Origin of the sequence: Labrys neptuniae (assembly GCF_040797145.1) — a bacterium.
GTDB classification, from domain to species: domain Bacteria; phylum Pseudomonadota; class Alphaproteobacteria; order Rhizobiales; family Labraceae; genus Labrys; species Labrys neptuniae.
The window spans coordinates 354,720-379,410 of record NZ_JBFNQD010000004.1; the positions used below are offsets into that span (position 1 = coordinate 354,720).

The 24,691-nt window shown below is 64.8% G+C and carries 26 protein-coding genes; 12 read left to right on the forward strand and 14 right to left on the reverse strand.

Annotation, left to right across the window (positions count from 1 at the left end):
• Positions 1-14 precede the first annotated feature (14 nt).
• Both ABXS05_RS15545 and ABXS05_RS15550 read left to right on the forward strand, forming a co-directional pair.
• Entirely contained in the window at positions 15-983 is a 969-nt protein-coding gene (locus ABXS05_RS15545) for a quinone oxidoreductase family protein (protein ID WP_367624532.1), read from the forward strand.
• Between the two features lie 138 nt (positions 984-1,121).
• Positions 1,122-2,534: an amidase gene (locus tag ABXS05_RS15550; RefSeq protein ID WP_367624533.1), complete on the forward strand. Its 1,413-nt coding sequence runs from the start codon at positions 1,122-1,124 to the stop codon at positions 2,532-2,534.
• Positions 2,535-2,962: 428 nt separating this feature from the next.
• On the opposite strand, the gene ABXS05_RS15555 is transcribed toward ABXS05_RS15550, so the two are convergent.
• The 6 genes from ABXS05_RS15555 to ABXS05_RS15580 all read right to left on the reverse strand — a co-directional run bounded on the left by ABXS05_RS15555 (position 2,963) and on the right by ABXS05_RS15580 (position 9,281).
• Positions 2,963-3,739, reverse strand: coding sequence for a branched-chain amino acid ABC transporter ATP-binding protein (locus tag ABXS05_RS15555; RefSeq protein ID WP_367624534.1), 777 nt, complete (start codon positions 3,737-3,739; stop codon positions 2,963-2,965).
• 1 nt (position 3,740) lies between these two features.
• Complete coding sequence (locus tag ABXS05_RS15560) at positions 3,741-4,484, reverse strand: ABC transporter ATP-binding protein (RefSeq protein WP_367624535.1); 744 nt, start codon at positions 4,482-4,484, stop codon at positions 3,741-3,743.
• The gene (locus tag ABXS05_RS15565; RefSeq protein ID WP_367624536.1) at positions 4,474-5,439 is read right to left on the reverse strand and encodes a branched-chain amino acid ABC transporter permease; all 966 of its coding nucleotides are present in this window, start codon (positions 5,437-5,439) and stop codon (positions 4,474-4,476) included. Before ABXS05_RS15565 ends, ABXS05_RS15560 begins: the two co-directional genes overlap by 11 nt.
• An 11-nt stretch (positions 5,440-5,450) precedes the next feature.
• A complete protein-coding gene (locus ABXS05_RS15570; RefSeq protein WP_149249899.1) occupies positions 5,451-6,350 on the reverse strand; it encodes a branched-chain amino acid ABC transporter permease in 900 nt (299 codons plus the stop codon).
• A 69-nt stretch (positions 6,351-6,419) separates the two neighbouring features.
• Positions 6,420-7,634, reverse strand: coding sequence for an ABC transporter substrate-binding protein (locus ABXS05_RS15575; protein WP_149249900.1), 1,215 nt, complete (start codon positions 7,632-7,634; stop codon positions 6,420-6,422).
• A 342-nt stretch (positions 7,635-7,976) separates the two neighbouring features.
• Complete coding sequence (locus ABXS05_RS15580; RefSeq protein WP_367624605.1) at positions 7,977-9,281, reverse strand: epoxide hydrolase family protein; 1,305 nt, start codon at positions 9,279-9,281, stop codon at positions 7,977-7,979.
• 327 nt (positions 9,282-9,608) lie between these two features.
• Between ABXS05_RS15580 and ABXS05_RS15585 the strand changes: the two genes are divergently transcribed.
• Genes ABXS05_RS15585 through ABXS05_RS15600 form a run of 4 tightly spaced genes read left to right on the forward strand, consistent with a single transcriptional unit; the run spans position 9,609 to position 12,604 of the window.
• Positions 9,609-10,649: an alpha/beta fold hydrolase gene (locus tag ABXS05_RS15585; RefSeq protein ID WP_367624537.1), complete on the forward strand. Its 1,041-nt coding sequence runs from the start codon at positions 9,609-9,611 to the stop codon at positions 10,647-10,649.
• A gap of 21 nt (positions 10,650-10,670) precedes the next feature.
• Positions 10,671-11,198 (forward strand): cytochrome P460 family protein, encoded by a 528-nt coding sequence (locus tag ABXS05_RS15590; protein WP_367624538.1) that lies wholly within the window; start codon positions 10,671-10,673, stop codon positions 11,196-11,198.
• 32 nt (positions 11,199-11,230) lie between these two features.
• The gene (locus tag ABXS05_RS15595) at positions 11,231-11,758 is read left to right on the forward strand and encodes an isoprenylcysteine carboxyl methyltransferase family protein (protein WP_367624539.1); all 528 of its coding nucleotides are present in this window, start codon (positions 11,231-11,233) and stop codon (positions 11,756-11,758) included.
• A 60-nt stretch (positions 11,759-11,818) separates the two neighbouring features.
• Positions 11,819-12,604, forward strand: coding sequence for an alpha/beta fold hydrolase (locus ABXS05_RS15600; RefSeq protein ID WP_367624540.1), 786 nt, complete (start codon positions 11,819-11,821; stop codon positions 12,602-12,604).
• Positions 12,605-12,845: 241 nt separating this feature from the next.
• Here ABXS05_RS15600 and ABXS05_RS15605 read toward each other — a convergent pair whose 3' ends face one another.
• A complete protein-coding gene (locus ABXS05_RS15605) occupies positions 12,846-13,607 on the reverse strand; it encodes an FkbM family methyltransferase (RefSeq protein WP_367624541.1) in 762 nt (253 codons plus the stop codon).
• A 370-nt stretch (positions 13,608-13,977) separates the two neighbouring features.
• On the opposite strand from ABXS05_RS15605, the gene tsaA reads away from it, so the two are divergent.
• Positions 13,978-14,472, forward strand: coding sequence for a tRNA (N6-threonylcarbamoyladenosine(37)-N6)-methyltransferase TrmO (gene tsaA, locus ABXS05_RS15610; protein ID WP_311943453.1), 495 nt, complete (start codon positions 13,978-13,980; stop codon positions 14,470-14,472).
• A 52-nt stretch (positions 14,473-14,524) separates the two neighbouring features.
• Here tsaA and ABXS05_RS15615 read toward each other — a convergent pair whose 3' ends face one another.
• Positions 14,525-15,172, reverse strand: coding sequence for a pyridoxine/pyridoxamine 5'-phosphate oxidase (locus tag ABXS05_RS15615; protein ID WP_311943455.1), 648 nt, complete (start codon positions 15,170-15,172; stop codon positions 14,525-14,527).
• Between the two features lie 6 nt (positions 15,173-15,178).
• Positions 15,179-15,955: a class I SAM-dependent methyltransferase gene (locus ABXS05_RS15620; RefSeq protein ID WP_367624542.1), complete on the reverse strand. Its 777-nt coding sequence runs from the start codon at positions 15,953-15,955 to the stop codon at positions 15,179-15,181.
• 162 nt (positions 15,956-16,117) lie between these two features.
• On the opposite strand from ABXS05_RS15620, the gene ABXS05_RS15625 reads away from it, so the two are divergent.
• A complete protein-coding gene (locus ABXS05_RS15625; protein WP_367624543.1) occupies positions 16,118-17,020 on the forward strand; it encodes a LysR family transcriptional regulator in 903 nt (300 codons plus the stop codon).
• 67 nt (positions 17,021-17,087) lie between these two features.
• On the opposite strand, the gene ABXS05_RS15630 is transcribed toward ABXS05_RS15625, so the two are convergent.
• Together ABXS05_RS15630 and ABXS05_RS15635 are read right to left on the reverse strand one after the other, a co-directional pair.
• The gene (locus ABXS05_RS15630) at positions 17,088-18,587 is read right to left on the reverse strand and encodes an aldehyde dehydrogenase family protein (RefSeq protein ID WP_311943460.1); all 1,500 of its coding nucleotides are present in this window, start codon (positions 18,585-18,587) and stop codon (positions 17,088-17,090) included.
• A 363-nt stretch (positions 18,588-18,950) separates the two neighbouring features.
• Entirely contained in the window at positions 18,951-19,157 is a 207-nt protein-coding gene (locus ABXS05_RS15635; protein ID WP_068284405.1) for a TOBE domain-containing protein, read from the reverse strand.
• A gap of 144 nt (positions 19,158-19,301) precedes the next feature.
• On the opposite strand from ABXS05_RS15635, the gene ABXS05_RS15640 reads away from it, so the two are divergent.
• The 4 genes from ABXS05_RS15640 to ABXS05_RS15655 all read left to right on the forward strand — a co-directional run bounded on the left by ABXS05_RS15640 (position 19,302) and on the right by ABXS05_RS15655 (position 22,780).
• Positions 19,302-19,679: a winged helix-turn-helix domain-containing protein gene (locus ABXS05_RS15640; RefSeq protein WP_311943621.1), complete on the forward strand. Its 378-nt coding sequence runs from the start codon at positions 19,302-19,304 to the stop codon at positions 19,677-19,679.
• Positions 19,680-19,814: 135 nt separating this feature from the next.
• Complete coding sequence (locus tag ABXS05_RS15645) at positions 19,815-20,102, forward strand: hypothetical protein (protein ID WP_367624544.1); 288 nt, start codon at positions 19,815-19,817, stop codon at positions 20,100-20,102.
• Between the two features lie 288 nt (positions 20,103-20,390).
• Positions 20,391-21,497, forward strand: a complete 1,107-nt coding sequence (locus ABXS05_RS15650) for an ABC transporter substrate-binding protein (protein ID WP_367624545.1) — start codon at positions 20,391-20,393, stop codon at positions 21,495-21,497.
• A gap of 173 nt (positions 21,498-21,670) precedes the next feature.
• Entirely contained in the window at positions 21,671-22,780 is a 1,110-nt protein-coding gene (locus tag ABXS05_RS15655; protein WP_311943467.1) for a calcium:cation antiporter, read from the forward strand.
• A gap of 25 nt (positions 22,781-22,805) precedes the next feature.
• Here ABXS05_RS15655 and ABXS05_RS15660 read toward each other — a convergent pair whose 3' ends face one another.
• The 3 genes from ABXS05_RS15660 to ABXS05_RS15670 form a co-directional block, all read right to left on the reverse strand.
• On the reverse strand, positions 22,806-23,246 hold the full coding sequence (locus ABXS05_RS15660; RefSeq protein ID WP_311943470.1) for a DUF6691 family protein: 441 nt from the start codon (positions 23,244-23,246) through the stop codon (positions 22,806-22,808).
• Positions 23,243-23,683: a YeeE/YedE family protein gene (locus tag ABXS05_RS15665; RefSeq protein WP_311943623.1), complete on the reverse strand. Its 441-nt coding sequence runs from the start codon at positions 23,681-23,683 to the stop codon at positions 23,243-23,245. The genes ABXS05_RS15660 and ABXS05_RS15665 overlap by 4 nt, the downstream gene beginning before the upstream one ends.
• Before the next feature lie 114 nt (positions 23,684-23,797).
• The gene (locus ABXS05_RS15670; RefSeq protein WP_311943472.1) at positions 23,798-24,655 is read right to left on the reverse strand and encodes a universal stress protein; all 858 of its coding nucleotides are present in this window, start codon (positions 24,653-24,655) and stop codon (positions 23,798-23,800) included.
• Positions 24,656-24,691 lie beyond the last annotated feature (36 nt).

A 24,691-nucleotide genomic window follows, 5' to 3' on the forward strand; every position in this document is an offset into this window, starting at 1 on the left:
ATTGGAGTTAATCAATGAAAGCCATCGTGATGAATGGAATCGGCGGAAGCGACAGGCTGAGCCATGTCGAGCGCGCCGAACCGGTGCCTGGCCGCGGCGAGGTCCTGGTCGAGATCGCCTTTGCCGGCGTCAACTTCATGGATATCGGCGTCAGGCAGGGCATGGCCTGGACCGAAATGCCCAATCCCAAGATACTGGGCGTGGAGGGTGCCGGCCGCGTCCTGGCGCGAGGCGATGGCGTCGCGGACTTCGAGCCGGGCCAGCGCGTCGCCTGGGTCTATGCGCCGGGCAGCTATGCGGAACGGATCGCAATCCCGGCCACCGCGCTGGTGCCCGTGCCCGACGCGATCGACGACCGGACTGCCGCTTCGATCATGATGCAGGGGCTCACGGCCAGTCACTTCGCCACCGATTTCTATCCGGTTCAGCCCGGCGACATCGCCTTCGTCCATGCGGCAGCCGGTGGCGTAGGGCTGCTGCTGACGCAGATCATCAAGCTGCGAGGCGGCCAGGTCATCGGGCGGGTTTCGACGCCGGACAAGGTGGCCATGGCCAAGGCAGCCGGCGCCGACCATGTGATCGTCGACACCGAGGGGCGATTTGCCGAGGATGTCCTGCGCCTGACCGACGGGGAAGGCGTCCACGTCGTCTATGATGGTTCGGGCCCTACCACGTTCCAGGGCTCGCTCGACATCTTGCGCCGGTCCGGCACGTTCTGCTGGTATGGCCCGGTCCTTGGCGGCCCCGGCCCGCTCGATATCATGAGTCTGCCGCGGAGCATCAAGATCGGTTACGCAACCTTTTTCGATCACATCCACACGCCCGAACTGCTGCGCGGGCGCTCGGCCCAATTGTTCGACTGGCTGGCGGAGGGCATGCTCGATGTTCGGATCGGCGGCGAATATCGATTGGCCGACGCGGCCAAGGCCCATGCAGACATGGAAAGCCGCAAGACCACCGGCAAGCTGCTGCTCGTTCCGTGACGGTCGGGGCCTCCCTTTCGCCGAAGCCCGGATCGGACAGGTCCTGACAGTGCTGGCCCGATGGGCATTCCCATCTTGGTCTTCCCTTGTCGGGTCCCGCCATGCTTTGCTTGGCCGAATCCGATGAGGGAGACCGGCGTGGGCGCAGACGATATTTCCGCATTCGCAACAGCCGCTGAGCTCGGCCGCCTGCTGGCGGAGGGGCGCGTGACCTCCGAAGCCATCACAGGCCGTGCCCTGGAGCGCATCGCCGCCCATGACGGCGCGCTCCAGGCCTTTGTCGGCGTCTTTGCGGAGGAAGCGCTCCAGGCGGCCATCGCCTCCGACCAGCGCCGACGCCGCGGCGAGAGCCGGGGCTTTCTCGACGGCGTGCCCTATGCCGCCAAGGACCTGTTCCACGTCAAGGGCTGGCCGACAAGGGCCGGTTCCAGGGCGCTCGGTTCCGAGCCCCAGGCCGTGACAGCCAATGCCGTAACGCGCCTGACCGAAGCCGGCATGGTGCTCGTCGGCAAGGTCCAGACCGTCGAATTCGCTTTCGGCGGTTGGGGCACCAACCATATCACCGGCACGCCGCTCAATCCGCGGGACCCGGATGTGCCCCGGGCACCCGGCGGCTCCTCCAGCGGATCGGGCGTAGCGGTTGCCGCCGGCCTGGTCCCGGCAGCGCTCGGCACCGACACAGGCGGCTCCATCCGCAACCCGGCCGCGATGTGCGGCATCGTCGGCCTGAAGACCACCGTCGGCCGGATCGGACGCGGGAGCCTGCTGACCCTCGCCACCTCCTTCGACAGCGTCGGTCCTCTCACGCGTTCGGTCGAGGATGCCGCCCTTCTCTTCGCCGCCATGGCCGGGCGGGATCCGCTCGATCCGGCGACATTCGGCGTGCCGCCGGTCGCGCTGTCGAGCGCGCCGGAGCATGACCTTGCCGGCCTCCGCCTCACCATCCCTGCCCCACGCGACCTTGCCGGGGTCGATCCCCACGTGCTCGAGCGGTTCCGCGCAGCGCTCGCCGACCTCGAGGCGCTCGGCGCAGACATCCGGGAAAAGGCGATGCCGCGCGCGCCGGAAGCCTATATGGCGCTGACCGGCGAATTGATGTCGGCCGAATCCTGGCACCATCTCGGCCGCTATGCCGGGCCTGACGATAGCCCGGTGCATCCGGACGTACGGTCGCGCATCCTCAAGGGTCGGGAGATCGACGGTGCCCGCTACCAGGATCTCCTGGAGCAGCGGCGTGCCGCACAGATCGAGTTCGCCGCTTATCTGGAGGGCGCGGATGCGCTGCTGACGCCCACGGCTCCGATCCTGCCGCCGCCGCTTGCCGAGATCGACGAGACGAAGACGCCGCTCGGCACCTTCACGCGCTTCGTCAACCTGATGGACATGGCCGCGCTCAGCGTCCCCACCGGCCTCGTCGGGACCGGCCTGCCGACCGCCCTGCAGATCGCGGTACCACGCTTCGAGGAAGCCCTGGCCCTACGCATCGGCCGCGCCCTGGAAATCCGCCGCGGCGGGCTGTTCGAGCCGCCGCCCGCCTATCAGGCGCCCTGAGCCATGCCGTCTGAGCGGAATGATTGACCGATCACCACGCGAGACGGGGTGTTCGGACCTACCCCTTTCAAGGTGTTCGACACCATTGAGCTTTTGTGCCTGCCGTTGAAGTTGCGCTGCCCCTCACCTTACCTCTCCCCGCAAGAACGGGGCGAGGAGACCCCGGCGTCGCGTTTCATGCAGAAAACCTTCCGTCTCGCCCAACGGCAGGGCGAGATGAAAGCTCTGAGGACAGATCGCAACGCTTGCGCCCCCTCGCCCCGTTCTTACGGGGTGAGGTAAGGTGAGGGGCAGCGCCAACCTTCGTAATCCCAATAGGTTTCGGACTGTGAGCAAACACCTTGAAAGAGGTGGTCTTCAGACCTGCTCCCCAAAACTGTCGCTCAGAGTAATGGCTTTCCTTGAGGCAGGCCTTTCATGACCCGGTCTTATTCCCCGCTCGCATAAAGCCAGCGCGCCACCAGCGCATCGGTGTCCGTGCCGAAATCGTCGCGTTCGCCTTCCGAGAAGACGGTGCCGTTCTTCACCACATAGACGTAATCGGTGATGGCCAGTGCGGCGCGGATGTCCTGGTCGACCAGCAGCACCGCCTTCGACAGATCGCGCGCCAGGCCCTGCACGATGTCGTAGATGGTCTCGCTGGTCTGCGGGTCCACCCCCGCGGTCGGCTCGTCGATCAGGTAGACGGAGGGGTCGGCCATCAGGCTGCGGGCGATCTCGACCTGCCTCTGCTGGCCGCCGGAAAGCTGGCCTGCCGGCTGGCTGCGTTTCTCTCGGATGACGGGAAAGCGCTGATAGGCGCTATCGAGACGCTCGGCCAGCACCGGCTTCTTCGGCCTCGCATGCCACAGGCCGAGCTTGAGATTGGCCTCCACCGACAGATGGGGAAACAGGCTCGGCCGCTGCGGCAGATAGGCGACACCGAGGCCGAGCATCCGGAATGGCGGGCTGCCGGTAATGTCATCCGTGCCCAGCAGCACGCGGCCGGCACTGGGGCGCAGGAATCCGAACAGGGATTTCAGGAGGGTCGACTTGCCGGTACCGTTCGGCCCGACCACGCAGGAGATGCGGCCGGGCCAGGCCTTCACGGACAGGCCGCGCAGAATGTCGATGTCGCCGGTATAGCCGGCGACGAGATCTTCGCAGGCCAGCAAGCCGGGCCGGTCGCTCCAGCGGGGCTCGGCGGGGGCCGGGGCCGGACTCATCTCAAGGCCCTCCCATGCGCGTGCCGGTATAGGCGCGTACCACGTCGGCATTGCGGAGCACGTCCGACACGGCGCCATCGGCGATCTTGCGGCCCCGTGCCATCACCAGCACGCGGGTGACGACCGAGCGCACCGCATCGAGATTGTGGTCGACCAGCACGATGGTATGGCCGTCCCGGTTCAGGCTGCGGATATGCCCGACGATCTCATCGAGCAGGCGCGGATGCACGCCGGCAAAGGGTTCGTCGAGCAGGAGCAGGCGCGGCCGCAGCATCAGCGCACGGCCGAGTTCCAGCAGCTTCTGCTGGCCGCCGGAGAGCGCGCGCGCATAATGATCGGCTAGGTGCTCGAGCCTGAGGAAGGCGAGCACGCCGCGGGCCCGCTCCTCGGCCGTTGGGCGGCGTTCCGAGGCGTCCGACAGCGCGGGAACGATCAGGTTCTCCATCACCGTCATGCGCCGGAACAGCCGCGGCACCTGGAAGGTGCGCGCGATGCCGCAGCGGGCATAGAGATGGGCCGGCTGGCCCGCCATGTCGGCGCCCTCGACCTCAATGCTGCCGCCATCGGGCTTCAACGCCCCCGTGACCATGTTGATGGTGGTGGTCTTGCCCGAACCATTGGGGCCGATCAGGCCGAGGATCTCGCCGCGCTGCAGGGTGAAGGACAGGTCCTCGACGGCATGAATGCCGCCGAAATGCTTGGCGAGACCGTTGACGGAAAAGAAGGCTGCGCTCTCACTCGGCATGGCGTTTCCCGGCTGGTTGGCCTGCCTGCCTAGTCCGGCGCGCACGGCTCCAGCGTTCGATCAGCGGAAAAAGGCCGTTCTGGGCAAAGCGCTGAACCAGGATCAGCACCAGGCCCATCAGGACGAAGCGCCATTCGCCATAAGCCCTGAGGAATTCCGACAGCACGAAGACCACGACGGCACCGATGACCGCGCCGGGCAGGCTCTCGATGCCGCCGATCACCGCCATGGCGATCACCAGTCCCATCTCGGGCAGGATGGCGATGTTCGGCGTCAGAATGCCGATGAAATGCCCGTAATAGATGCCGGCCACTGCGGCGATCATGCTGGTGACGACGAAGACCAGGATCTTGTAGCGCGTCGTGTCGATGCCGCTGGCCCGCGCCGCGCCCTCATCCTCACGAATGGCGCGCAGGAACAGCCCGACACGCGTCGCCAACAAGCCGTTCATCGCCAGCATGGCCGCAACGACGAGGCCGAGGCCGAGATAGTAATAGGGCAGGTCCGACCGACCCGCGAACAGGGTCGGCACCGGCAGGCCGAGCATGCCGCGGGTGATGCCCTCCTCGGCCACCAGCACCATGCGGAAGATCTCCGCGAGGGCGAGCGTGAACAATGCGAGATAGGGACCGGATAACCGCAGCACCAGGGCACCGATCAGCGCGCCGGCGATCGCGGCGAGGATGATTGCCAGCAGCACGGAAAGGGCGAGCGGCAAGCCGAGCAGGCTGGTGCCGAGCGCCGAGGCATAGCCGCCAAGGGCGGCGAAGGCGACATGGGCGAAGGAGAACTGCCCGGCGAAACCGGCAAGCATGGCCCAGCTCGCCGCCAGCAAGGCGTAGTACCAGGCGATGGCGCCGACATGGATCCAATAGGTTCCGGCGCCCAGTGGCGCGAGCAGCGCCGCGATCAGCAGGATGGCCTGGACGGCCTGGGACAGGGAGAATCGCGCCATGGTCTCCCGGCCTATTCGAGGCGCAGATGCGAGCGGCCGAAAAGGCCGGTCGGCCGCACGAGCAGGGTGATGACGAGCAGCAAGGCACCGAAGGCCTGGGTATAGGCCAGCGCCCGGTTGGGATCGGGCAAATAGCCGACGCCGAGGCTCTGGACGAGGCCGAGCAGGATACCGCCGACGATCGAACCGCCGACCGAGCCCATGCCGCCGAGCACGATGATGATGAAGGCCTGCACGCCCGGCAGGTCGCCCATCGAGGGCGACAGCGCAAAGACCGGTGCGATCAGCGCGCCGGCCCCGCCGGCCAGGGCCGAGCCAAGGCCGAAGGCAACCGTATACATGCGATGCGGATCGATGCCGATGACGGCCGCCGATTCACGGCTCTGGCTGACGGCGTCGAGCGCCTGGCCGAGCGTTGTGCGCTTGAGAAAGAAAGCGAGCCCCGCCAGCAGGATCACCGCGACGACAGCCGCAATCAGACGGTCATAGGGCAGGATCAGCGGGCCGGCGATCAAGACCCCCGCCATGAAGGAGGGCGGCGATTTGGCGAACGGCCCGAAGACGACGAGGCCGAGATTGGTGAGCAGGATGGTAAGGCCGAAGGTGACGATGATGGCATATTCGTCCTTGCGCTCGACCTTGTCGGTATACATCGGTGCGATCACCAGCCGCTCGAAGGCGACGCCGAAGACGAACAGGCCGATCATCGCGCCGGCGACGCCGAGCAGCGGATGCAGGCCGAGGCCGGTGATCAAATAGTAGGAGGCATAGCCGCCCAGCATATAGAGCGAACCATGGCCGAAATTGACCACCTTCAACACGGAGAAGACCAGCGTCAGGCCGGAGGCGATGAGCGCGTAGATCAGGCCGATCACCAGCCCGTTGACGGCGAGAAGAAGAAAATAGCTCATGATCCTCTCACCATCGGCTGCGACGGGCGAGGACCGGCGGAAAAAGCCGGCATCCGTCGGTACGCGCCATCAAGGCAGGATCTTGTCCGTGGTCGCCCAGTTCTTGGGATAGACGATGGCCGCCTCCTCCGGGCTCTGGTTCTCCGCCGTGTACTGGATGATGGTGAAGGGCACATCCATGAACTGGTGGAAGGCCCAGGCCGGGGTCTTGGTCGCAGGGAAATTGTAGGTGGCGTTGGCGCCTTCATACTTGACCGCCTCCAGGGCCTTGACGATCGCGGCGCGGTCGGCGGACCCCGCCTTGCGGATGCCTTCGACCACCACGCCCAGCGTATCATAGGCTTCCAGGGCAACGCCTGTGGGCGCCCGCTTGTAGCGCTCGGTGAAGGCGGCCACGAACGCCTTGGCCTTGTCGTTCCATTGCGACTTCGGCTGGGCGACATTGACGATCAGGAGGTTCTTGGCACAGGCACCCGTGACCTCCCAGACCTCCTTCTGCAGCAGGCCGGACGAGCCGATCAGCTTGGTCTCGGCGGTCGGGGCAAGGCCGAGCTGGCAGGCCTGCTTCACCAGCTGGTACTGAGCCTGGCCGGCAATCACCATCTGGATGGCGTCGGGGCGCGGGCTCTGGCTCATCAGGCGCAGCAAGGCCGGGGTGAAATCCTGCTGGTTCAGGTCGATGGTGACCAGGGTGTTGGCGACGTTCTTGGCCTGGAGTTCGCTGGCGATGATCTTGGCGCCGCCCTGACCGAAATCGGTATTCTCGGCGATGATGGCGACGTTCTTGAAGCCCTGCTCCACCGTCCAGTCGGCGGCCTTGACGTAGACCAGCGAGTTGGCGGGAGAGACCCGGAAGACCTCCGGATATTGCTTGGCGGTGACGTCGTCGGCCCAGACATCGGTGCCGACCCAGGGCACGCCATATTTGTGCGCCTCTTCGATCTCGGCCAGGGCCACGGAAGAATGGAACTCGCCGAAGATCGCCGAAACATTGTTCTTGGTGATCAGCCGGACCGCCGCCGCGCTGCCTTCCGCGGGCTGGCCCTTGGTGTCTTCGTAGGTGACCTGGAGCTGGCGGCCGAGCACGCCGCCGGCCTTGTTGATCTCATCGACGCCGAGCTGCACGGCCCACTGCATCTCCTGCCCGCCGGAGTAATTGCCGGGCGGGGAAAGGGGGCCCACCCAGCCGAGCGCGATGGGCTCCTCCGCCAGGGCCGGCGTCACGGCCAGCGACATGGCGAGCATGGCGAGCGCCCCGAGACGGCTGCGGGTCGAGTTGTTCATACCGATGTCCCCCTTCTCGTTCTGGTGCTTTTTTCAGACAATTACACCCGTTGGTGAATTGCAAATAAAAAGTCACCCGCCGAAGCGACGGGTGCTGTTGAGATCAATAATATCATTACAATTTCTTCGTCACCTTGGGCTCATCGCGCGCGGCGAAAGCCGCGAACACAGCAAAGTTCTCGCCGGGAATCTCGCCACTGCCTGCCGTATTTCTCGACGAAGAACCGCATGACCGACACAACCCTTGCGGATCTCTCCACGAAAGCTGCCAAAGCGGGCAAACAACAACGTCAAGGTTTCAATGGCGCCCGCCTGGATGGGCGGACGCCGGTGGTGATCGCCTCAGCGCAGCGACCTGAAGGCGGCGCGGACTTCCTGCACGAACAGCTCCGGCTGCTCCCACGCCGCAAAGTGGCCGCCATTCTTCGCCTCGCTGAAATAGACGAGGTTGCGGTAGCAGCGCTCTGCCCAGCTCCGGGGCGCGCGATAGATCTCGCCGGGGAAGACCGTGACGGCGACCGGCAGTTCGGGAATATCGACGGCGTTGAAATTGTTGGAATGGTCTTCCCAATAGATGCGGGCCGCCGAAGCGCCCGTCTGGGTCAGCCAATAGAGGGAGATGTCGTCGAGCATCTCGTCCTTGGTCAGCACCTTCTCCGGATCGCCGCCGCTATAGGTCCAGGTCGCGAATTTCTCGTACATCCAGGCGGCCATGCCCACGGGAGTATCCACCAGGGAATAGCCGATGGTCTGCGGGCGCGTGACCATCATGGTCGCGTAGCCTGAACTGTCCTTGTAGAAGACATCGAGGGCGTCGAAGGCCCGCCGTTCGTCCGGCGTGAGATTTGCCGGCGCCGGGCCGCCGGCCGTCAGGATCGCGGCGATTTCCTTGGGCACCGTTCCCGGCATGTTGACGTGGATGCCGATCAGGCCGGGCACCTTCTGCAGGGCCATGCGGTGGGAGATCACCGAACCACAGTCGCCGCCCTGCGACACATAGCGCTCATAGCCGAGGCGCCGCATCAGCACGGACCAGGCCCGGCCGATATGGTCGGAGCCCCAGCCCCTGGCCGTCGGCTTGCCCGAGAAGCCGAAGCCGGGGATCGAGGGCACCACCAAATGGAAGGCATCCTCGGCCTTGCCGCCATATCTGGTGGGGTCGACCAGCGGATCCATCACCTTCATGAATTCGAGGATCGAGCCCGGCCAGCCATGGGTCATGATCATCGGCATGGCCTTGGCGTGCGGCGAGCGGATATGGATGAAATGGATGTCGAGGCCGTCGATTTCGGTCACGAACATCGGCAGGACATTGAGCCGGGCCTCGACCTTGCGCCAGTTATAAGATTGCGCCCAATAGGCCACCAACGGCTTCAGCCTTGCCAGCGTCACCCCTTGCGAAAAGTCGGACACCGTCTCTTCAGGCCAGCGCGTGGCACTTAAGCGCCGGCGCAGATCGACGATATCCTCCTCGGCAATGGCAATCTTGAAGGGCCTGATATCGCTCCCGGCTTCCGCCGCGTAGAGCGCGGTGGGGATCAGGCCGACGAGCGCTGCGGCGGCGGCCGATTTGAGCAAACTGCGTCGGGACGTACCGAAATCATGCGAAGGCAAATTGCTCGGGGAAGACGAATTGGTCGAAGACATCTTGTTTGAAGACATGGGGCAACTCCATTCATTTCACGGCAGCCCGGCCGCCGGTGCCCTGTCTTTGTCGATGCCATGTTTGCCCGATATGTCCCCGCGGCCCCCGATCCGCATCCTGCTGTATCCGGCTGGCGTGCCGATACATTGCCATACAGGCGCCGTTCCCAAAGGCCACCCATGCCGGCGGCTGCGATGGTCGATTGTATCACTGTGTATCGAGGCGGAACGGGCTTACACAGCCTTTCAAATCCAGGCGATGGCGACATAAGGCCGATACAGTGTTGCGGCTTTTTACGGTCACAACTTCAGCAATCGGGAATCATGTCGATGTCGGAACAGATCGATCAATCGCGCCGCGGCCTGCTCGGCACCCTGGCGTTCGGTGCCGTTCTCGCGCAGCTCGGCGCAATCGGTACCGCCAGTGCGCAAGCCAATTCCTCCGCGCCCGCCTCCGGCCGTGGCACCCACACGTCCTTCGCCGCGCTCAAGCAGGTCAGGGCCGGTGTGCTCGATGTCGGCTATGCCGAGGCCGGGCCGGCCGATGGCGCGCCCATGCTGCTGCTGCATGGTTGGCCCTATGACATCCACAGCTATGTCGATGTCGCGCCGATCCTGGCGGCCGCCGGCTACCGCGTGATCGTGCCCTATCTGCGCGGCTATGGCAGCACGCGCTTCCTCTCCGCGGACACGCCTCGCAATGGCCAGCAGGCGGCGCTGGGCAGCGACATCATCGCGTTCATGGATGCGCTGAAGATCGAGAAGGCCGTCATCGGCGGCTATGACTGGGGCGCCCGCACCGCCAATATCGTCGCTGCCCTCTGGCCCGAGCGCTGCAAGGCGCTGGTCTCGGTCAGCGGCTATCTCATCGGCAGCCAGGAACTGAACAAGGCGCCCCTGCCTCCGAAGGCTGAACTGCAGTGGTGGTACCAATATTATTTCGCCACCGATCGGGGCGCGGCCGGCTATGCGAAATATACCCATGATTTCGCCCGGCTGATCTGGGAGCTCGCCTCGCCGCAATGGAAGTTCGATGATGCGATCTTCGCCCGTTCGGCGCAGGCCTTCGACAATCCCGACCATGTCGCCGTCTCGATCCATAATTACCGCTGGCGGCTCGGCCTGGCACAGGGCGAAGCCAAATATGACGCGCTGGAAAAGAAGCTCGCCGCCTTGCCGACGATCACCGTGCCGACGATCACCATGGAGGGCGATGCCAATGGTGCGCCTCATCCGGAACCGGCGGCCTATGCCAAGCGGTTCTCCGGCCGCTACGAGCATCGCCTGATCACGGGCGGCATCGGCCACAATTTGCCGCAGGAAGCCCCTGAAGCCTTCGCCAAGGCGATGCTCGACGTTGCCCGTTTCTGAACCAGGCGAAGGAGCTTCCTGATGAAGACCTCAGTGATCATGCCCTTGGCCGGGGCCTGCCTCGTGGCTGTGGTCGTCGCCGCGGCCGGGGCACTCGCCCAGGACACAGACATCACCAAGAGCAAACCCAAGCCGGCCTCGCCGATCTATGGCGTCACCATTCCGGACGGCTACCGGCAATGGGAACTGGTCGCCCCGGCGCTGGAACACGAGCCCCTCAACGAACTGCGCACCGTGCTCGGCAACAAGACCGCGCTCGACGCCTATCGCGCCGGGACCCTGCCCTTCCCCGACGGGACAGTGCTGGTCAAGCTTGCCTGGAAGCATGTCCAGTCGCCTGAATTCGAATCCGCCTTGGTGCCGGGGCCGGCGACCACGGTGCAGGTGATGGTCAAGGATTCGAAGAAATATGCCGCGACGGGCGGCTGGGGGTTCGGGCGCTTCATCGACGGCAAGCCGGTGGACCAGGCCCAGCATGAGACCTGCTTTGCCTGCCATGAGGCGCGCGTGAAGGCGCGTGACTATGTCTTTACCAAGCTGGCGCCCTAAAGCGCCCTGCTCCTGACGATCCGGGAATTCACATGCCGCTTCATCTCATCCTGTTCGCCGTCGCCGCCTTTGCCTGGCGCCTCATCACGCTCGTGATTTCGGCACGGCACGAGAAGGCCTTGAAGAGGGACGGCGCGACCGAATATGGCGCGAAGAACAGCATCTTCCTCGCTGCCTCTCACGTGCTCTACTACATCTGCGCGGTCGCCGAGGCGGCGGCCGGCCTACATGAGCCGAACACGCTGGTGTCTGCCGCGGGCATCGTGGTCTATCTCGCCTCCGCCCTCGTCCTCGTCTCGGTCATCCGCTCGCTCGGCCGCCTGTGGACGATCAAGATCATCATCAGCCCGCAGCATCGGCGGGTGCAGAGCGGCTTGTTCTCGTTCGTGCGGCACCCCAACTATTTTCTGAATATCCTGCCGGAACTCATTGGTTTTGCTCTGGTTCTCAATGCCTATTGGACGCTGGTGATCGGCATCCCTCTCTATCTCATTCCCCTGGTGACCCGCATCCGGCAGGAAGAGGCCGCCATGCGCGCCACCTTCGCCCCCGAGATGTAGCCGGGCGTTTTCATCCTCCACCCGACACAGGCTGCGGGTGACAACCCGAAGGAAAATCCGATGAAGAACTTCGCGAAGGGGCTGGCCGTCGCCGGCGCCCTGCTGCTGAGCGCGCCCGCACTGGCGGAGAGCGGCAAGCCGACGGTGGTGCTCGTGCATGGCGCCTTTGCCGATGCCTCGAGCTGGAACGGCGTGATCCAGCGCCTCGAAAAAGACGGCTACCCCGTCGTCGCCGCCGCCAATCCGCTGCGCAGCGTGCGCGGGGATGCGGATTCCGTGGCCAGCGTGATCGACAGCATCAAGACGCCTGTGGTCCTGGTCGGCCATTCCTATGGCGGTTCCGTCATCAGCGAGGCAGCTGCCGGCAGGGCCAATGTCCAGGCCCTCGTCTATGTCGCGGCCTTTGCGCCCGATACCGGCGAGACCGCTATCGGACTCACGGGGAAGTTCCCCGGTTCGACGCTCGGGCCAACACTGGCCCCGCCGGTACCGATCTCGGGCGGCGGCAAGGATCTCTATATCCAGCAGGCCAAATTCCCCGATCAGTTTGCCGCCGATGTGCCCAAGGGCGAGGCAAAGCTAATGGCCGCCACGCAGCGCCCGATCGCCGAGGCCGCGCTCGGCGAAGCCTCGACCGAGCCGGCCTGGAAGACCATCCCCTCCTGGTTCGTCTATGGCGACAAGGACCGCAACATCCCACCGCAGGCTCTCGCCTTCATGGCGGAGCGGGCCCATTCCAAGCAGACCGTGGTGGTCAAGGGCGCTTCGCATGTGGTGATGGTGTCGAACCCGGCTGCGGTCGCCAAGCTGATCGAGACGGCGGCCCAGGCTTCGCCGGCCAAATAAATGGCTGATGCCGGCCAGGGCTTCGGGCACCAAGGCGGTCCCGGAGCTTGGCCCGATGCCAGGACTCTCGACAGAAGGAAGCCGTCCGGACTTCGAAGCCGGGCGGCTTCATCCAAGACAGGATTCGTCGATTTTTACGGAAGACCCGCCGCGCGCCGCGCGGAGGGAGCGCCCCCCGCCGAATATCGATGCCGGCAGCAAATGAATGAGAGACGAGCTGTTCGCCCCCTCTGCCTGCTCCTCAATTGTCCCGCGCGGCCGTGACGACCCGCTCGAGGAACTCGACCAGCTGCGGTTCGAACCGTTCGCCGAGAAGGCACAGGCAGTCATGGCGGTCGTAGATGATCGCATAGCCGCGCTCTTCGAGAAACGCGCCGATCGCCTGCGAGGCGTCGGCCGAGAGCGCCACGTGCTCGAACAGGATCGCGGAAGGGCGGTGACGGTCGAAATCGAAGGTGCGCAAGACGATGTCGTCGCAGCCTTCGACATCGACCACCAGCAAATCCGCCGTCTCGAATCCAGTTTCCCGGCAAAGCGAATCGAGCCGGCGCGTGGCGACCGGCACGGTCTCGATCATGCCGGGCAGATCATCATATTTGAGCTCGTGCATCATGATCGTCGGCAATGAGAAGCTGCTCAGCACGTCCTCACCGCGAACGATGTGGAAGTCTCGCCTGCCCTCCTCGGACCAGATTGCCTCGCCGCGAAAGACCAGCCCGGGGCATGCGTCGTAATGGGCACGCAGCCTTTCCATCGCAGCCGGTACGGGCTCGACCAGCAATCCGCGCCAGCCTCCCTGGATGACATGCCGGCTGATGGGATCGCCGCGCACGCCGTCATTGGCGCCGACCTGCACGAAGGTGACCGGCGCCGCATCGGGCTTGATCCTGGAGAGCACGTAGTCGACGATCTCGGCGAAGATGTACTTCGTGTTGCGCGGCTCCTTCTTGCAGAACACCGAGCTCGAAAGGCCGGCAACGCCGGGATAGACAGGTCGGTTCATCGCAATTCGTCACTTTCTTTCATCGTGGTGAGGCGGCATGCCACTCCGCAAGGACATGGCCCTTCGGGTGCGACGGCTTGTCGGATGCCGGCGGCCGGTGCGAGGCTGGACGAAGACCATGCCTCCGCCACCCCACGATCGCCCGGTGGTGGGGCACCATAGGAAATCGAGGCAGAGATTGCCAGGGTAGCGCCGATCCTTGCCTTAGCCGATCCTTGGCTTGACGGCGAAGGTCGTGCCCCCTGCAACGGCGGCTCTTTGCTATCGTGAAACCGAGGCTGGCCCAGGAATTTCACATTGCAACAGGATTGCCGCGCTTGAGAGGCTCGGGACATGCACGCTACAGCAAGCCACACAAAAGGAGCTGAGCATGGTTCGTGAAAGCGAAATCAGGCAGAATGAGGTAGCGGTTACCCCTCCCGAGCCGACGGATGCGGGGCTGGTCTTCATTGGCCTGATACGGACGCCATGGACGTCCAGACTGATGGCGCCGCGGCAGGGGCGATCCGACGGACCGGTCTGCCGTATCGAGATCTTCGAGCCCTGGCAGGCAGCACTGGATGGCATCGAGCGCTTCGAACGCCTGGAGGTGTTGTACTGGCTGCATCTGTCGCGGCGCGACCTCGTCCGTCAGAGCCCGGCCGACAACGGCACCACCTATGGCACCTTCGCACTCCGCTCGCCGGTCCGCCCGAACCCGATCGGCACCTCGATCGCGACGCTGGTGGCTCTCGAAGGATCGACCCTGCTGGTCCGCGGGCTCGATTGTCTCGACGGCACCCCGTTGCTGGACCTCAAGCCCGACCGCACCCTGTTCAAACCGATCGCACCGGAGCAGCCCGGCGATCGGGAGACGCAGGCCTGACATGGTCCCCTCATCTTCCTGTCCCGCAGCACTGCAAGCGGGAAGCAAGCCATCAGGGCCATAGCTTTTCGCGTACCCATCCCGTCGCTCCGTGCCGGTAGTGCAGGCGTCGATGCCGACGTTCCGTGTCGCCTTGCCAGAACTCCACTTCGCGCGGGGCTACGATGAACAGGCCCCAATGCGGCGCAACCAGATCCGGCCCTTGTCGCAAGCGCTCCCGCTGCAGTTCGAGCGCCTCCTCCAGCTCCCGTGGGGATGCCAGCCTCTCGCTTTGCCTGGCCGTGAGCGCAATCGCCCGCGCGCCCGGCGGACGGGCGAGAAAGTCGGCGTCGCGCTCATGCATGTCCGCTCGCCGGACCATGCCGCGAATGCGCACCTGGCGTCCGAGCCGCGTCCAATAGAAGGTCAGGGCCACCTGGGGGTTGAGCGCCATCTGGCGCCCCTTCGGGCCCTGGTCGGTGGATGCGAAATGCCAACCGCGATGATCGAGATGCTTGAGGATGAGGATGCGCGCATCCGGCGCCCCCTGCTCGTCGACGGTCGAGAGCACCATGGCATGCGGTTCTTCCACCCCGGCCTGCACCGCATCGCGGAACCAGGAGGAAAACAAAAGCCGCGGATCGTCCGGCACCTCCTCCATGTCGAAGGTCGGTAGAGGACCGGCCAGCGACTTCAGGGCGCGTAATTCGTCCTTCATCATCGCACCTCACGGTCTCGATACGATCAATCGCAAGGATCCCTCGAAGAAGGGTTGGTGGCGCAGTCCACCGTAGCGATCGTCCCAGGTGCCATCCTCGAGATCGCGGCTGAGATCGGCCACGAAGCGCGCCCCGACGGCAGGATCGACGAAACTCCAGGCCGAGTTGGCAAGCCGCGCACCGGACTCGAGCAGACGCTCCGGCCTGCCGTAATAGGCTTCGCCGAACCCGTCGATGCAGTTGAGCGGGATGGGTACGGGCCGGATCTCGACATGCCCTGCGAGCGCATCGGCAATGGCCGCCATGGCCGGATAGCGGCGTGCCTCGACGGCGATCATCTCCGGGGCATAGGCATGCAGCCAGCAGCGTTCCAGCGCATCGGGATCGCAACTGAGAACCACCACCGGCCCACGCGTAACCCGGCGCATCTCCCTCAGCCCCTGCCCGAGATTCGCCCATTGATGCACCGTGAATGTCGCCATACCGGCATCGAAGCTGCGGTCGGGGAACGGCAGGCGTTCGGCCGTCGTATCGATTGCAGGCGACAGATGAACCGGCCGCTGTGCCCGCATCGAGGCGGAGGGCTCGACCGCCGTCACCTTGCGATCGACCGGTTCATAGGACCCGGCGCCAGCGCCGACATTGAGCACGGTTGCCGCATCGCCCAAGGCCTCCAGGATGAATTGCGCGATGTAGGGATCCGGCTGGCGGTAGGTCCTGTAGCCGCTGCCGATCACGCCGTAATCCGCGTCACCGGCGCTGCCGTCCCCGTGTCTGCCGTGCATGTCCTGTCTCCTGCGCTGGCTTGGAACAAGGCGCGGCATCTGTTTGCCGACCGCCCTTCTTTGTTCCAAAATGGAAAACTATATCGACCGAGAGATAGGAAACCCTATGATTTACAGAATGAAAATCGATATGATCGAACATTCATTGTTCGGAAATTGCACATGGCAAGGCATATCCCCTCGCTGAACGCGTTGCGAGCCTTCGAGGCGGCAGGCCGACACGGCCTGATGACGCGCGCGGCCGAGGAACTCAACGTCACGCACAGCGCCGTCAGCCGCCAGATCCAGCATCTGGAGCAGGTTCTCGGCGTAGCGCTTTTCGAGGGCCCGAAGAACAGGCTGCGCCTGACCGATGCGGGTTCGACCCTGCTGGCCGGGCTGGTGAAGGCCTTCGACCAGATCGACATCTCGGTTCGCTCGGTGGCCGATATCGAGCAAGGGGCGCTGGACGTATCCTGCCCCGGCACCTTCACCATGCGCTGGCTCATTCCGAGGCTCTACCGCTTCCAGGCCGAGTTTCCCGAGATTGAAGTGCGCCTGACGGCCTCGTCCCGTCCCGTCGATTTCAGCAGGGACGGCTTCGACGTCGCCATACGTGTGGGCGCACCGCCATGGCCTGAGGGAGCTGACGTCATCGGCCTGTTTCCCGAGCAGACCGGCCCGGTGCTTGCTCCTTCGCTGGCCGCGGCATCGCCCAGGGGCCTTGACGGCGTACCCCAGCTTCACACACGGACGCGCCTGCGGGCCTGGGACGACTGGCATGCGCGTTCCGGACAGTCGATCGAGCCCGGGCCGCGCCTCGAGTACGAGCATTTCTACTTCATGCTGGAGGCCGCCCGGGCCGGCCTCGGCGTCTGTGTCGCGCCATGGCCCTATGTCAGCGAGGACACCCATTCCGGCCGGTTGCAGGCACCGATGGGGTTCCTCGACAGTGGCCACGACTATGTCGCCTTGCGCCGGGCGAGGCGCAATCGCAAGTCCAGCCTGTTTTGCGACTGGCTTCATGCCGAAGCCGCCGCCTTCCAGAAATCCGACCCGCCAACCACACGTGGCGCCGCGCCATAAATCTCAAAGGCGGAGCGCTGGAGCGCCCCGCCTTTGCATCGTCGCTACGGCCGCTCGGGCGGATCCGTCAGAGCCTGGCCGCGACGGCTTTTGTCTCGGTGTAATGTTCCATGACTTCCTTGCCCATCTCGCGGCCCCAGCCGGATTGCTTGTAGCCGCCGAACGGCCAGGCCGGGTCGCCGTAATTGTGGGTATTGATGCAGATTGTGCCTGCCCTGATCTTGCGGGCCATCATATGGGCGACCTTGAGATTGCGGGTCCAGACACTGGCCTGCAGGCCGTATTCGGTGTCGTTGGCAAAGCGCGCGACCGCATCGAGATCGTCGTCGTCATAAGATTGGACGCAGACCACCGGCCCGAAGATCTCCTCGCGCACGACACGCATGTCCCGGTTGGTCTGGGCCAATACCGTCGGCTCGACGAAATAGCCCTGATTGCCGATGATGCTGCCACCGGTCACGACCTCCGCGCCTTCCTCCCGGCCCGATTGCAGGAAGCCGGTAACCCTCTGGTGCTGTTCCTTGGAAACCAGCGGGCCGAGATTGACGCTCGGATCCAGGCCATGGCCGACCTTCAGCTTGCCCGCCGCTTCCGAGACCCCTGCGACCACCCGATCATAGATCGACTTGTGGGCGAACAGGCGAGAGCCGGCGGTGCAGCACTGCCCCTGATTGTAGAAAATCGCATCGGCCGTGCCGGCGATGGCGAGGTCGAGATCGGCGTCGGGAAACACGATGGCCGGCGACTTGCCGCCGAGTTCGAGCGATACGCGCTTGAGATTGCCGGCCGCTGCCCTGACGATGATCTTGCCGACCTCGGTCGAGCCCGTGAAGGCCACCTTGTCGACATCGGGATGCTCGGCGAGCGCGGCACCGGCGGTCTCGCCGAACCCGGTCACGATGTTGACGACGCCGGCCGGAAAGCCGGCCTCCTGGATGAGTTGGCCGAAGCGCAGGGCGGACAAGGGCGTCTGCTCTGCCGGCTTGAGCACGATGGTGCAGCCCGAGGCAAGAGCGGGCGCCAGCTTCCAGGCGGCCATCATCAGGGGAAAGTTCCAGGGAATGATCTGGCCGACCACGCCTACCGGCTCGCGCAGCGTATAGGCGTGCCAATTGCCCGCGCTCGACACCGGTATGGTCTCGCCGTTGAGGCGCGTCGCCCAGCCGGCCATGTAGCGGAACATGTCGATCGAGCCCTGGACATCGCCCTGGCGCGCATTGGTCACCGGTTTGCCATTGTCGAGCGCCTCGAGCTCGGCGAATTCGTCTGCATGCTGCTCCAGAAGGTCGCCGAGCCGCCAGACGAGACGGGAGCGTTCCGCGGGAGAAATCCGGGACCACGGCCCCGTCTCGAAAGCCCGGCGTGCGGCGGCAACCGCAAGATCGATATCGGCCTTGTCTCCCGCGGGGACCTCGGCGATCTTCTCCTCGGTCGCGGGATCCTCGACGGCAAAGGTCTTGCCGCTGCGAGCATCGACCCATTCCCCATCGATCAGGAGCTTGTGCCGCTTGGCGAGGAATGCCGCGGCAGCGGAACCGAGTGATGGTTTGCGGATTGCAATATTCATAAAATCCTCCCGTGTTCGAACGTTTGCCGGTATTTCATTATATTCGTTAGGATATAACGTTGGTGCCAAACCTGCGTGATGGCGGAGCGATTCCGCCATCGTGGCGTGAGTGAGCGATCGGAAATCAGCGACGATCCACGATCATCGCAATATTCTGACATATATAGCGATAGGCAAAATACTACCCGATGGCAACAGCCTATCTTCGACGGATCCTGCGGATGTCGACGAGGGAACCTCGGTTTGGCGCCCCGGCGGAAACTGTGCTCGATGCAACCTGCCGATACCCCCTTACGACGGGCCTGTGCATCCGAAGCGGGCCCCGATCATATCCCCGGCGAGGAAGCTTATTCCGATCCTGTTTCAGTCGATGGCGATCATCACGTCGGAGGCCTTGATGGCCGCATAGGCTTCCTGGCCCTTCTGAAGTTTCAGCGCGTCCACTGCCTCATTGGTGATCGAAGCGGTCACGATGGTGCCGCCGACATCGAGCCGCACATGCGCCGTCGTCGCCCCCTTCACGATGTCCACGATCTTGCCCTTGAGCGTGTTCCGTGCGCTGATCTTCATCGAACATCTCCCGTGAAAAGAAAGGGGCGGAAACTTGCCGGCATCGACAATCGCACCGACAGCGTTCTACGATGCCACTATATCTCGTAACGAACCAGATAGGCGCAACCCGAACGCTGGCGGAACACCGCTCCGTCCCTGAGCCTGCGCATCGATCTTGGCCCCGAAGGCCGCATCGGCCTCGGAAAAATCGAGCTTCTCGAGAACATCGCGTTGCTCGGCTCGATCTCCGCGGCCGGACGGGCCATGGGCATGTCCTACCGCCGGGCCTGGGATCTGGTCGAGGAAATCAACCAGATTTTCGGCAAACCCGTCGCCACGCGCCGGATTGGCGGCAAGAATGGCGGCGGAGCTGTCCTCACGCCCCTGGGCCTTGCTCTCATCGCACGCTTTCGCGCCATCGAGCGGGCCGTCAGCGATGTCGCACATGATCATATCGCAGCCCTGCAGAACGAGATCGTACGCCGGCCAGCTCATGAGGAGCAGGCAACACCGCAAGCGCCGCCGCAGGCGAAGAACTGAGCTGCAGATCGGGATTCAGCCCGCCTCTCCGAGCAATGTCTGCCTCAAGAATGAAGAGGCGTCGACAAGAAGGCGCCAACAGCCCGCAACTATGGCTTAATTCGCTTCTCCCCTGTCCGACTTTGGAGAAGTTGAATGGCTGCCATCGATCCCGTGACCGCCGGCGCCGTCCTGCTGGCAACCGCCGCCACGGATGCGGTCTATGTCATGCTCACCGCTGCGGTGGTGGCACGCAAGCGCGTTCCCGCCGCGACCTGGAGCAGCGTCTGGTATCTGCTGTCGTCCTATGCCGTCATCAGCTACACCGAGAACTGGGTCTATGTCGCCTTTGCAGCGCTGGGGTCGTGGCTCGGCGCCTACGCCTCGATCACCTTCCTGCACCGCCCGCCCGGCGGACCGCCGATCGGCGCGGCGCCAGACTAGGCCACCGCAACCTTGCAGATCCGGCAACAGGCCATGCGAGAACCATCCGCCTTGCCGATACATGCCGCATGCATCTCTGGTCGGGTCCAGAAACTGTATGGCCCGCCTCGGCCATACAGATTGGCGCAATTTGCATGGGACCGTTCCTGTGCACCTCGATGGTGCGTCTGTATGAGGCTGTCTTCGAGCGGCACGAACGGGTTGCTCCCACGGGCGCCAGGCCTCGCGCCCCTGACGCCCGCCCACGATCCCGACCCATGGCGGTCCAATCCCGGGAGACGCCACCTCATGAAGACGTCGTCCCCTCGCCAAGAGCCGACCAACGAGCCGACCATTCGGATCGGTGCTCTGGCTCCGCTCACCCGGCCTGGCTGGGTCGAGGCAGGCCGACATCTGCTCGCCGGGCTCGAATTGGCCGTTGGCGAGGTCAATGACGCCGGCGGCATCGGCGGAAGAGTGCTCGAACTGCTGGTCCGGGACACGGCCGCCGACCCACAAAGAGCCGTGGCAGCGGTCGATGAATTGAATCACTTGGGCGCGGCCGCCCTGGTGGGGGAATATCACAGCGTCGTCGCCCGCGCCGCGGCTGGCAGAGCCGATGCCCTTGGCCTGCCGTTCCTCTGCTCTTCGGCAGTTCTCGACGCGCTTGCCGAGCAGCCGACAAACTGGGTCGCGCGCCTCGCCCCGGCTCAGTCCCACAGCTGGCAAGCCTACGCCGACTTCCTCCTTGATGCGGGCCATGGCCGTATTGCCGCAGCGACCCAGCCGAGTGTCTACTGGGCATCCGGCGTCCGCCTGCTGCGGGATTACCTTGCCTCACACGGCGGCACCGTCATCGAACTCGACATGACCTCGCTCACCCCCGTAGCGATGTGCGACGAACTCGCCGGCCTTGGCGTAACGGCCTTGCTTCTGCTGGTCGGGTACCCCGAGCCGGCCCTGGCGATCGTCGAGGCCGTCCGCCGCGATCACCGGCTCGCCGGGATGATGATCGGTGCCCCGGCCGGGCAGCCGGAGTTCGCTGAATGGGCGAGGTTGCTCGGCGCCGATGGCATGGCCATCCCGTTCCTGCGCTATCTGCCCGGGCGTCTCGGGCCTCTCGGCACCCGCATCGAGATGCTCCTGCGCGAACGTCTGGCCGAACCTCCCTCCTTCGTCGCCTTCGAAGGCTACGACACCATCGCCGTCCTCGCTGCCGCCCTGCACGCTCACGGCACGGATCGGGCGCGCATTGCCGAATCCTGGCCCCAACTGGCCGTTACAGGCACCCGTGGCGAGATCCGGTTCTCCCGCATGCCGGGCATCGGTGTCTGGCAATGGGCCTGGCCACCCGTCCAGGTCGTCGATCGAGATCCGGCGGAGCCGGATCGGTTTCGGGTCCTCCATCTTCGGTGAGAAAGCCGAAAAGGCCCGATCGAGGCCTTTTCTTTCCAATCTCCTTTGTTTCGAAGTGCCTTTGCGATTCGACGCCGCCTCGCAGATGGCGGCCCCTTCGGCCCGGATTTGCCGTGAAGCGGCTGTCAAGCCATTCTGCGGCATTCTGTTCGACATCCGAGGTCATCCCCTTCATGCCGATCCTGATCCTCCGTCTCGCCACCGCATGGGCCAGCGTCGCCGCCTTCCAGTTCCTGGCAGATCCCCTGCTGGGACAGCTCGACATGCCACTGGTCGCGGTGGCGGTCTTCGCGTGGCTCCTGGCCGTGATCATGTGGACGGCGTTCGGCGTCGTACATGAGGCGGAGGTGCTGGCGCACCGCCTCGGCGAGCCCTACGGCACGCTGATCCTCACGCTCGCGATCGTCATCATCGAGGTGGCACTGATCTCAGCCGTGATGCTGGGCGCCAAGGGAGCACCGACGCTCGGGCGCGACACCATGTTCGCCGTGCTGATGATAGTCCTCAACGGGGTGGTCGGATTGGGCCTTCTGCTCGGCGGCATGAAGCACTTCGCCCAGCGCTACAATCTGAAGGGTGCCTCGTCCTATCTCGCCATCATCATACCGCTGGCCGTCATCCCGCTGATCCTGCCGAACTTCACCACCTCCGTCAGCGACGGCTCGCTGACGCGTTTCCAGGCGATCAGCTTCTCGATCTTCACGCTCATGCTCTACGGCGCCTTCCTGGTGCTCCAGACCGGCCGCCATGCCGAGTTCTATCGTGAGCCGTCGACCGAGGCGCCTCCGGCGCAAGAGGAGGAGGCGGAAATCGAGGAGGCAGCGGCAGGTGGCCCGATCGCAGCGCCTCTCCTCCTGCTTCTGCTGAACATCCTGCCCATCGTCCTCCTGGCGAAAAGCCTGGCCAAGGTGCTCGACTTCGGCATCGCCCGGCTCGGCGCGCCGACGGCGCTCGGCGGCATTCTGATCGCCATGATCGTGTTCACGCCGGAATGCATCACGGCTTTGCGGGCCATCACCGCCAATCAGTTGCAGCGGGCCATCAATCTGTGTCTCGGTGCAGCCGCCTCGACACTGGGTCTCACCGTGCCGGCCATTCTCGTGATCGGCCTCCTGACCGGGCAGAATGTGGTACTCGGGCTCTCAGCGACCAACATGATCTTGCTGGCGATGACGCTCGTATTGTCGACGCTCACCTTCACGGGCACCAGGACGACGATGCTGGAAGGCGCCGTGCATCTGGGCGTGTTCTTCGTCTTCCTGGTCCTGGTCTTCAGCCCGTGAGAAACATGCCGCTCGATGTCGCAGGTCAATCTCCCGCTCTCGCGACAAGGCGGGACCAGGCCAGCATTCCCAGGATCATTGCGGCGACGAACAGCAACACGACCGGTCTCGCCGTCGACAGCGCCGCGATCGCTGGTCCCGGGCAAAATCCGGCAAGGCCCCAGCCTACGCCGAAGAGCAAGGCGCCGAGGAGAAGCGGCCGATCGATCCTGGTCTTGGCAGGAAGATGGAAGCGCTCGTCGAGCCAGGGACGAGACAGGCGACGCTGCAGGAAAACACCGGGAATGGCGACCAGCACAGCGCCTGCAAGGACGAAGACCAGGCTCGGATCCCAATGGCCACTGGCAACATTCAGGAAGCCGAGCACGCGGGCGGGATCGATCATGCCCGATATCGCAAGCCCCAGTCCGAAAATCATGCCGGCCAGCAGCGATACGGCCGGCCGGAACAGGTTGCCGTCCGTCATCGCACCAGCTCCAGCAAGGATGCCGTGAGCAAGCCGCCGCCCAGGAACATGGCGGTTGCCGCAATCGAGCGCCGTGAAAAACGGGCGAGGCCGATAATGCCGTGCCCGGACGTGCAGCCCGATCCCATCCGCGTGCCGAAGCCGACCAACAGGCCTGCCAGCACGACCAGCGGCCAGGGCGTGGATACGGTCATGGCAGGCAGAGATCCACTGGAGACGGCAAGGACGATCGGGCCGAGCACCAGCCCGACGACAAAGGCGCCATTGTCGACAACGCGCTGGCCTGCCAGAAGGCGACCGGCAATGCCGCTGATGCCTGCCACCCTGCCATTGGCAAGCAGAAGGAGCACGGCGGCGGCTCCGATCAGCATTCCGCCGAACAATGCATTCCAATAAGCCGCCATGGCGTCCTTCCGGCCTGATCGGGCATGGCGCAGCCTTCCGGCCCAGGCTGCCTCATCCCGCTCCTCGTCTGTTCGGCGAGCATAGGTTCGCAGATCCTAACATTCGCCTTCGCGGGCCGGAGACGCCGCCACGGCCAGCCGGCCCGATCAATGCGCCATCAGAACGGGGAGTTCCGCTCTGTCGAGCACATGCTGGGTCAAACCGCCGAGGAAGGTCTGGCGCAGGCGGCTATGGGTGTAGGCGCCCATGACCAGCAGCGTCGCGCCAGCCCGGTCGCAGGCTGCCAGGATCTTTTCGCCATCGCTTCCGGCGAGATCCGGCACCAACCCCGCCTTCTCCACGATCACGCCGTGCCAGTGCAGATAGTCGGCCAGATCCGCGATGCCGTTCTGCCGGTCCGCTTCGGAGGGAATGGTGACGATCGAGATGCGTTCCGCCTCATGCAGCAATGAGATGGACTGGCCGACGGCACGCGCCCCTTCCAGGCTGCCGTTCCAGGCGATCACGACATGCCGGAGCAGATTGTCCGGCAGGCGCTCCCCCAGCATCAGGGTCGGTCGCCCCGAAGAGAACACCGCCGCGTCGAACGCCGCTGCATCGAAGGGCCCGCCTTTGGTCGGGTTGTCGACGATGATGAGGTCATTGACGCGGCCATTGAGCGCCACGAGCGTCTCGACGTCGCCGCCCCTTTCGGTCCAGGAGGCGAAGGTGGCATCGAGCCGGCGATTGGGCTGCAGCTCGACCCGACTGCTGGAACACCAGCGTTCGAATGCCTGCCTGCCAGCCGCGGCCAGAGCCTTGGCCTCGCAGGAAGCATTGCATTGGGGCGGGACACCGCCTGCGCCGACCAGAAGAACGGGCGGAGCCACGATCTCCAGGTCCGGCCTGACATAGAGTGCGTTGATATGGGCATGCGTGCGCCTGGCGAGCCCCAATGCGGCCGCCAGACGACGCTCGGGCCGGATGCCCGGGCCGGTGGGAACCAGAATGCAGCGAAGTGGCACGGCGGATCTCCTTGGATGACACTCTTGTTCTAGGCT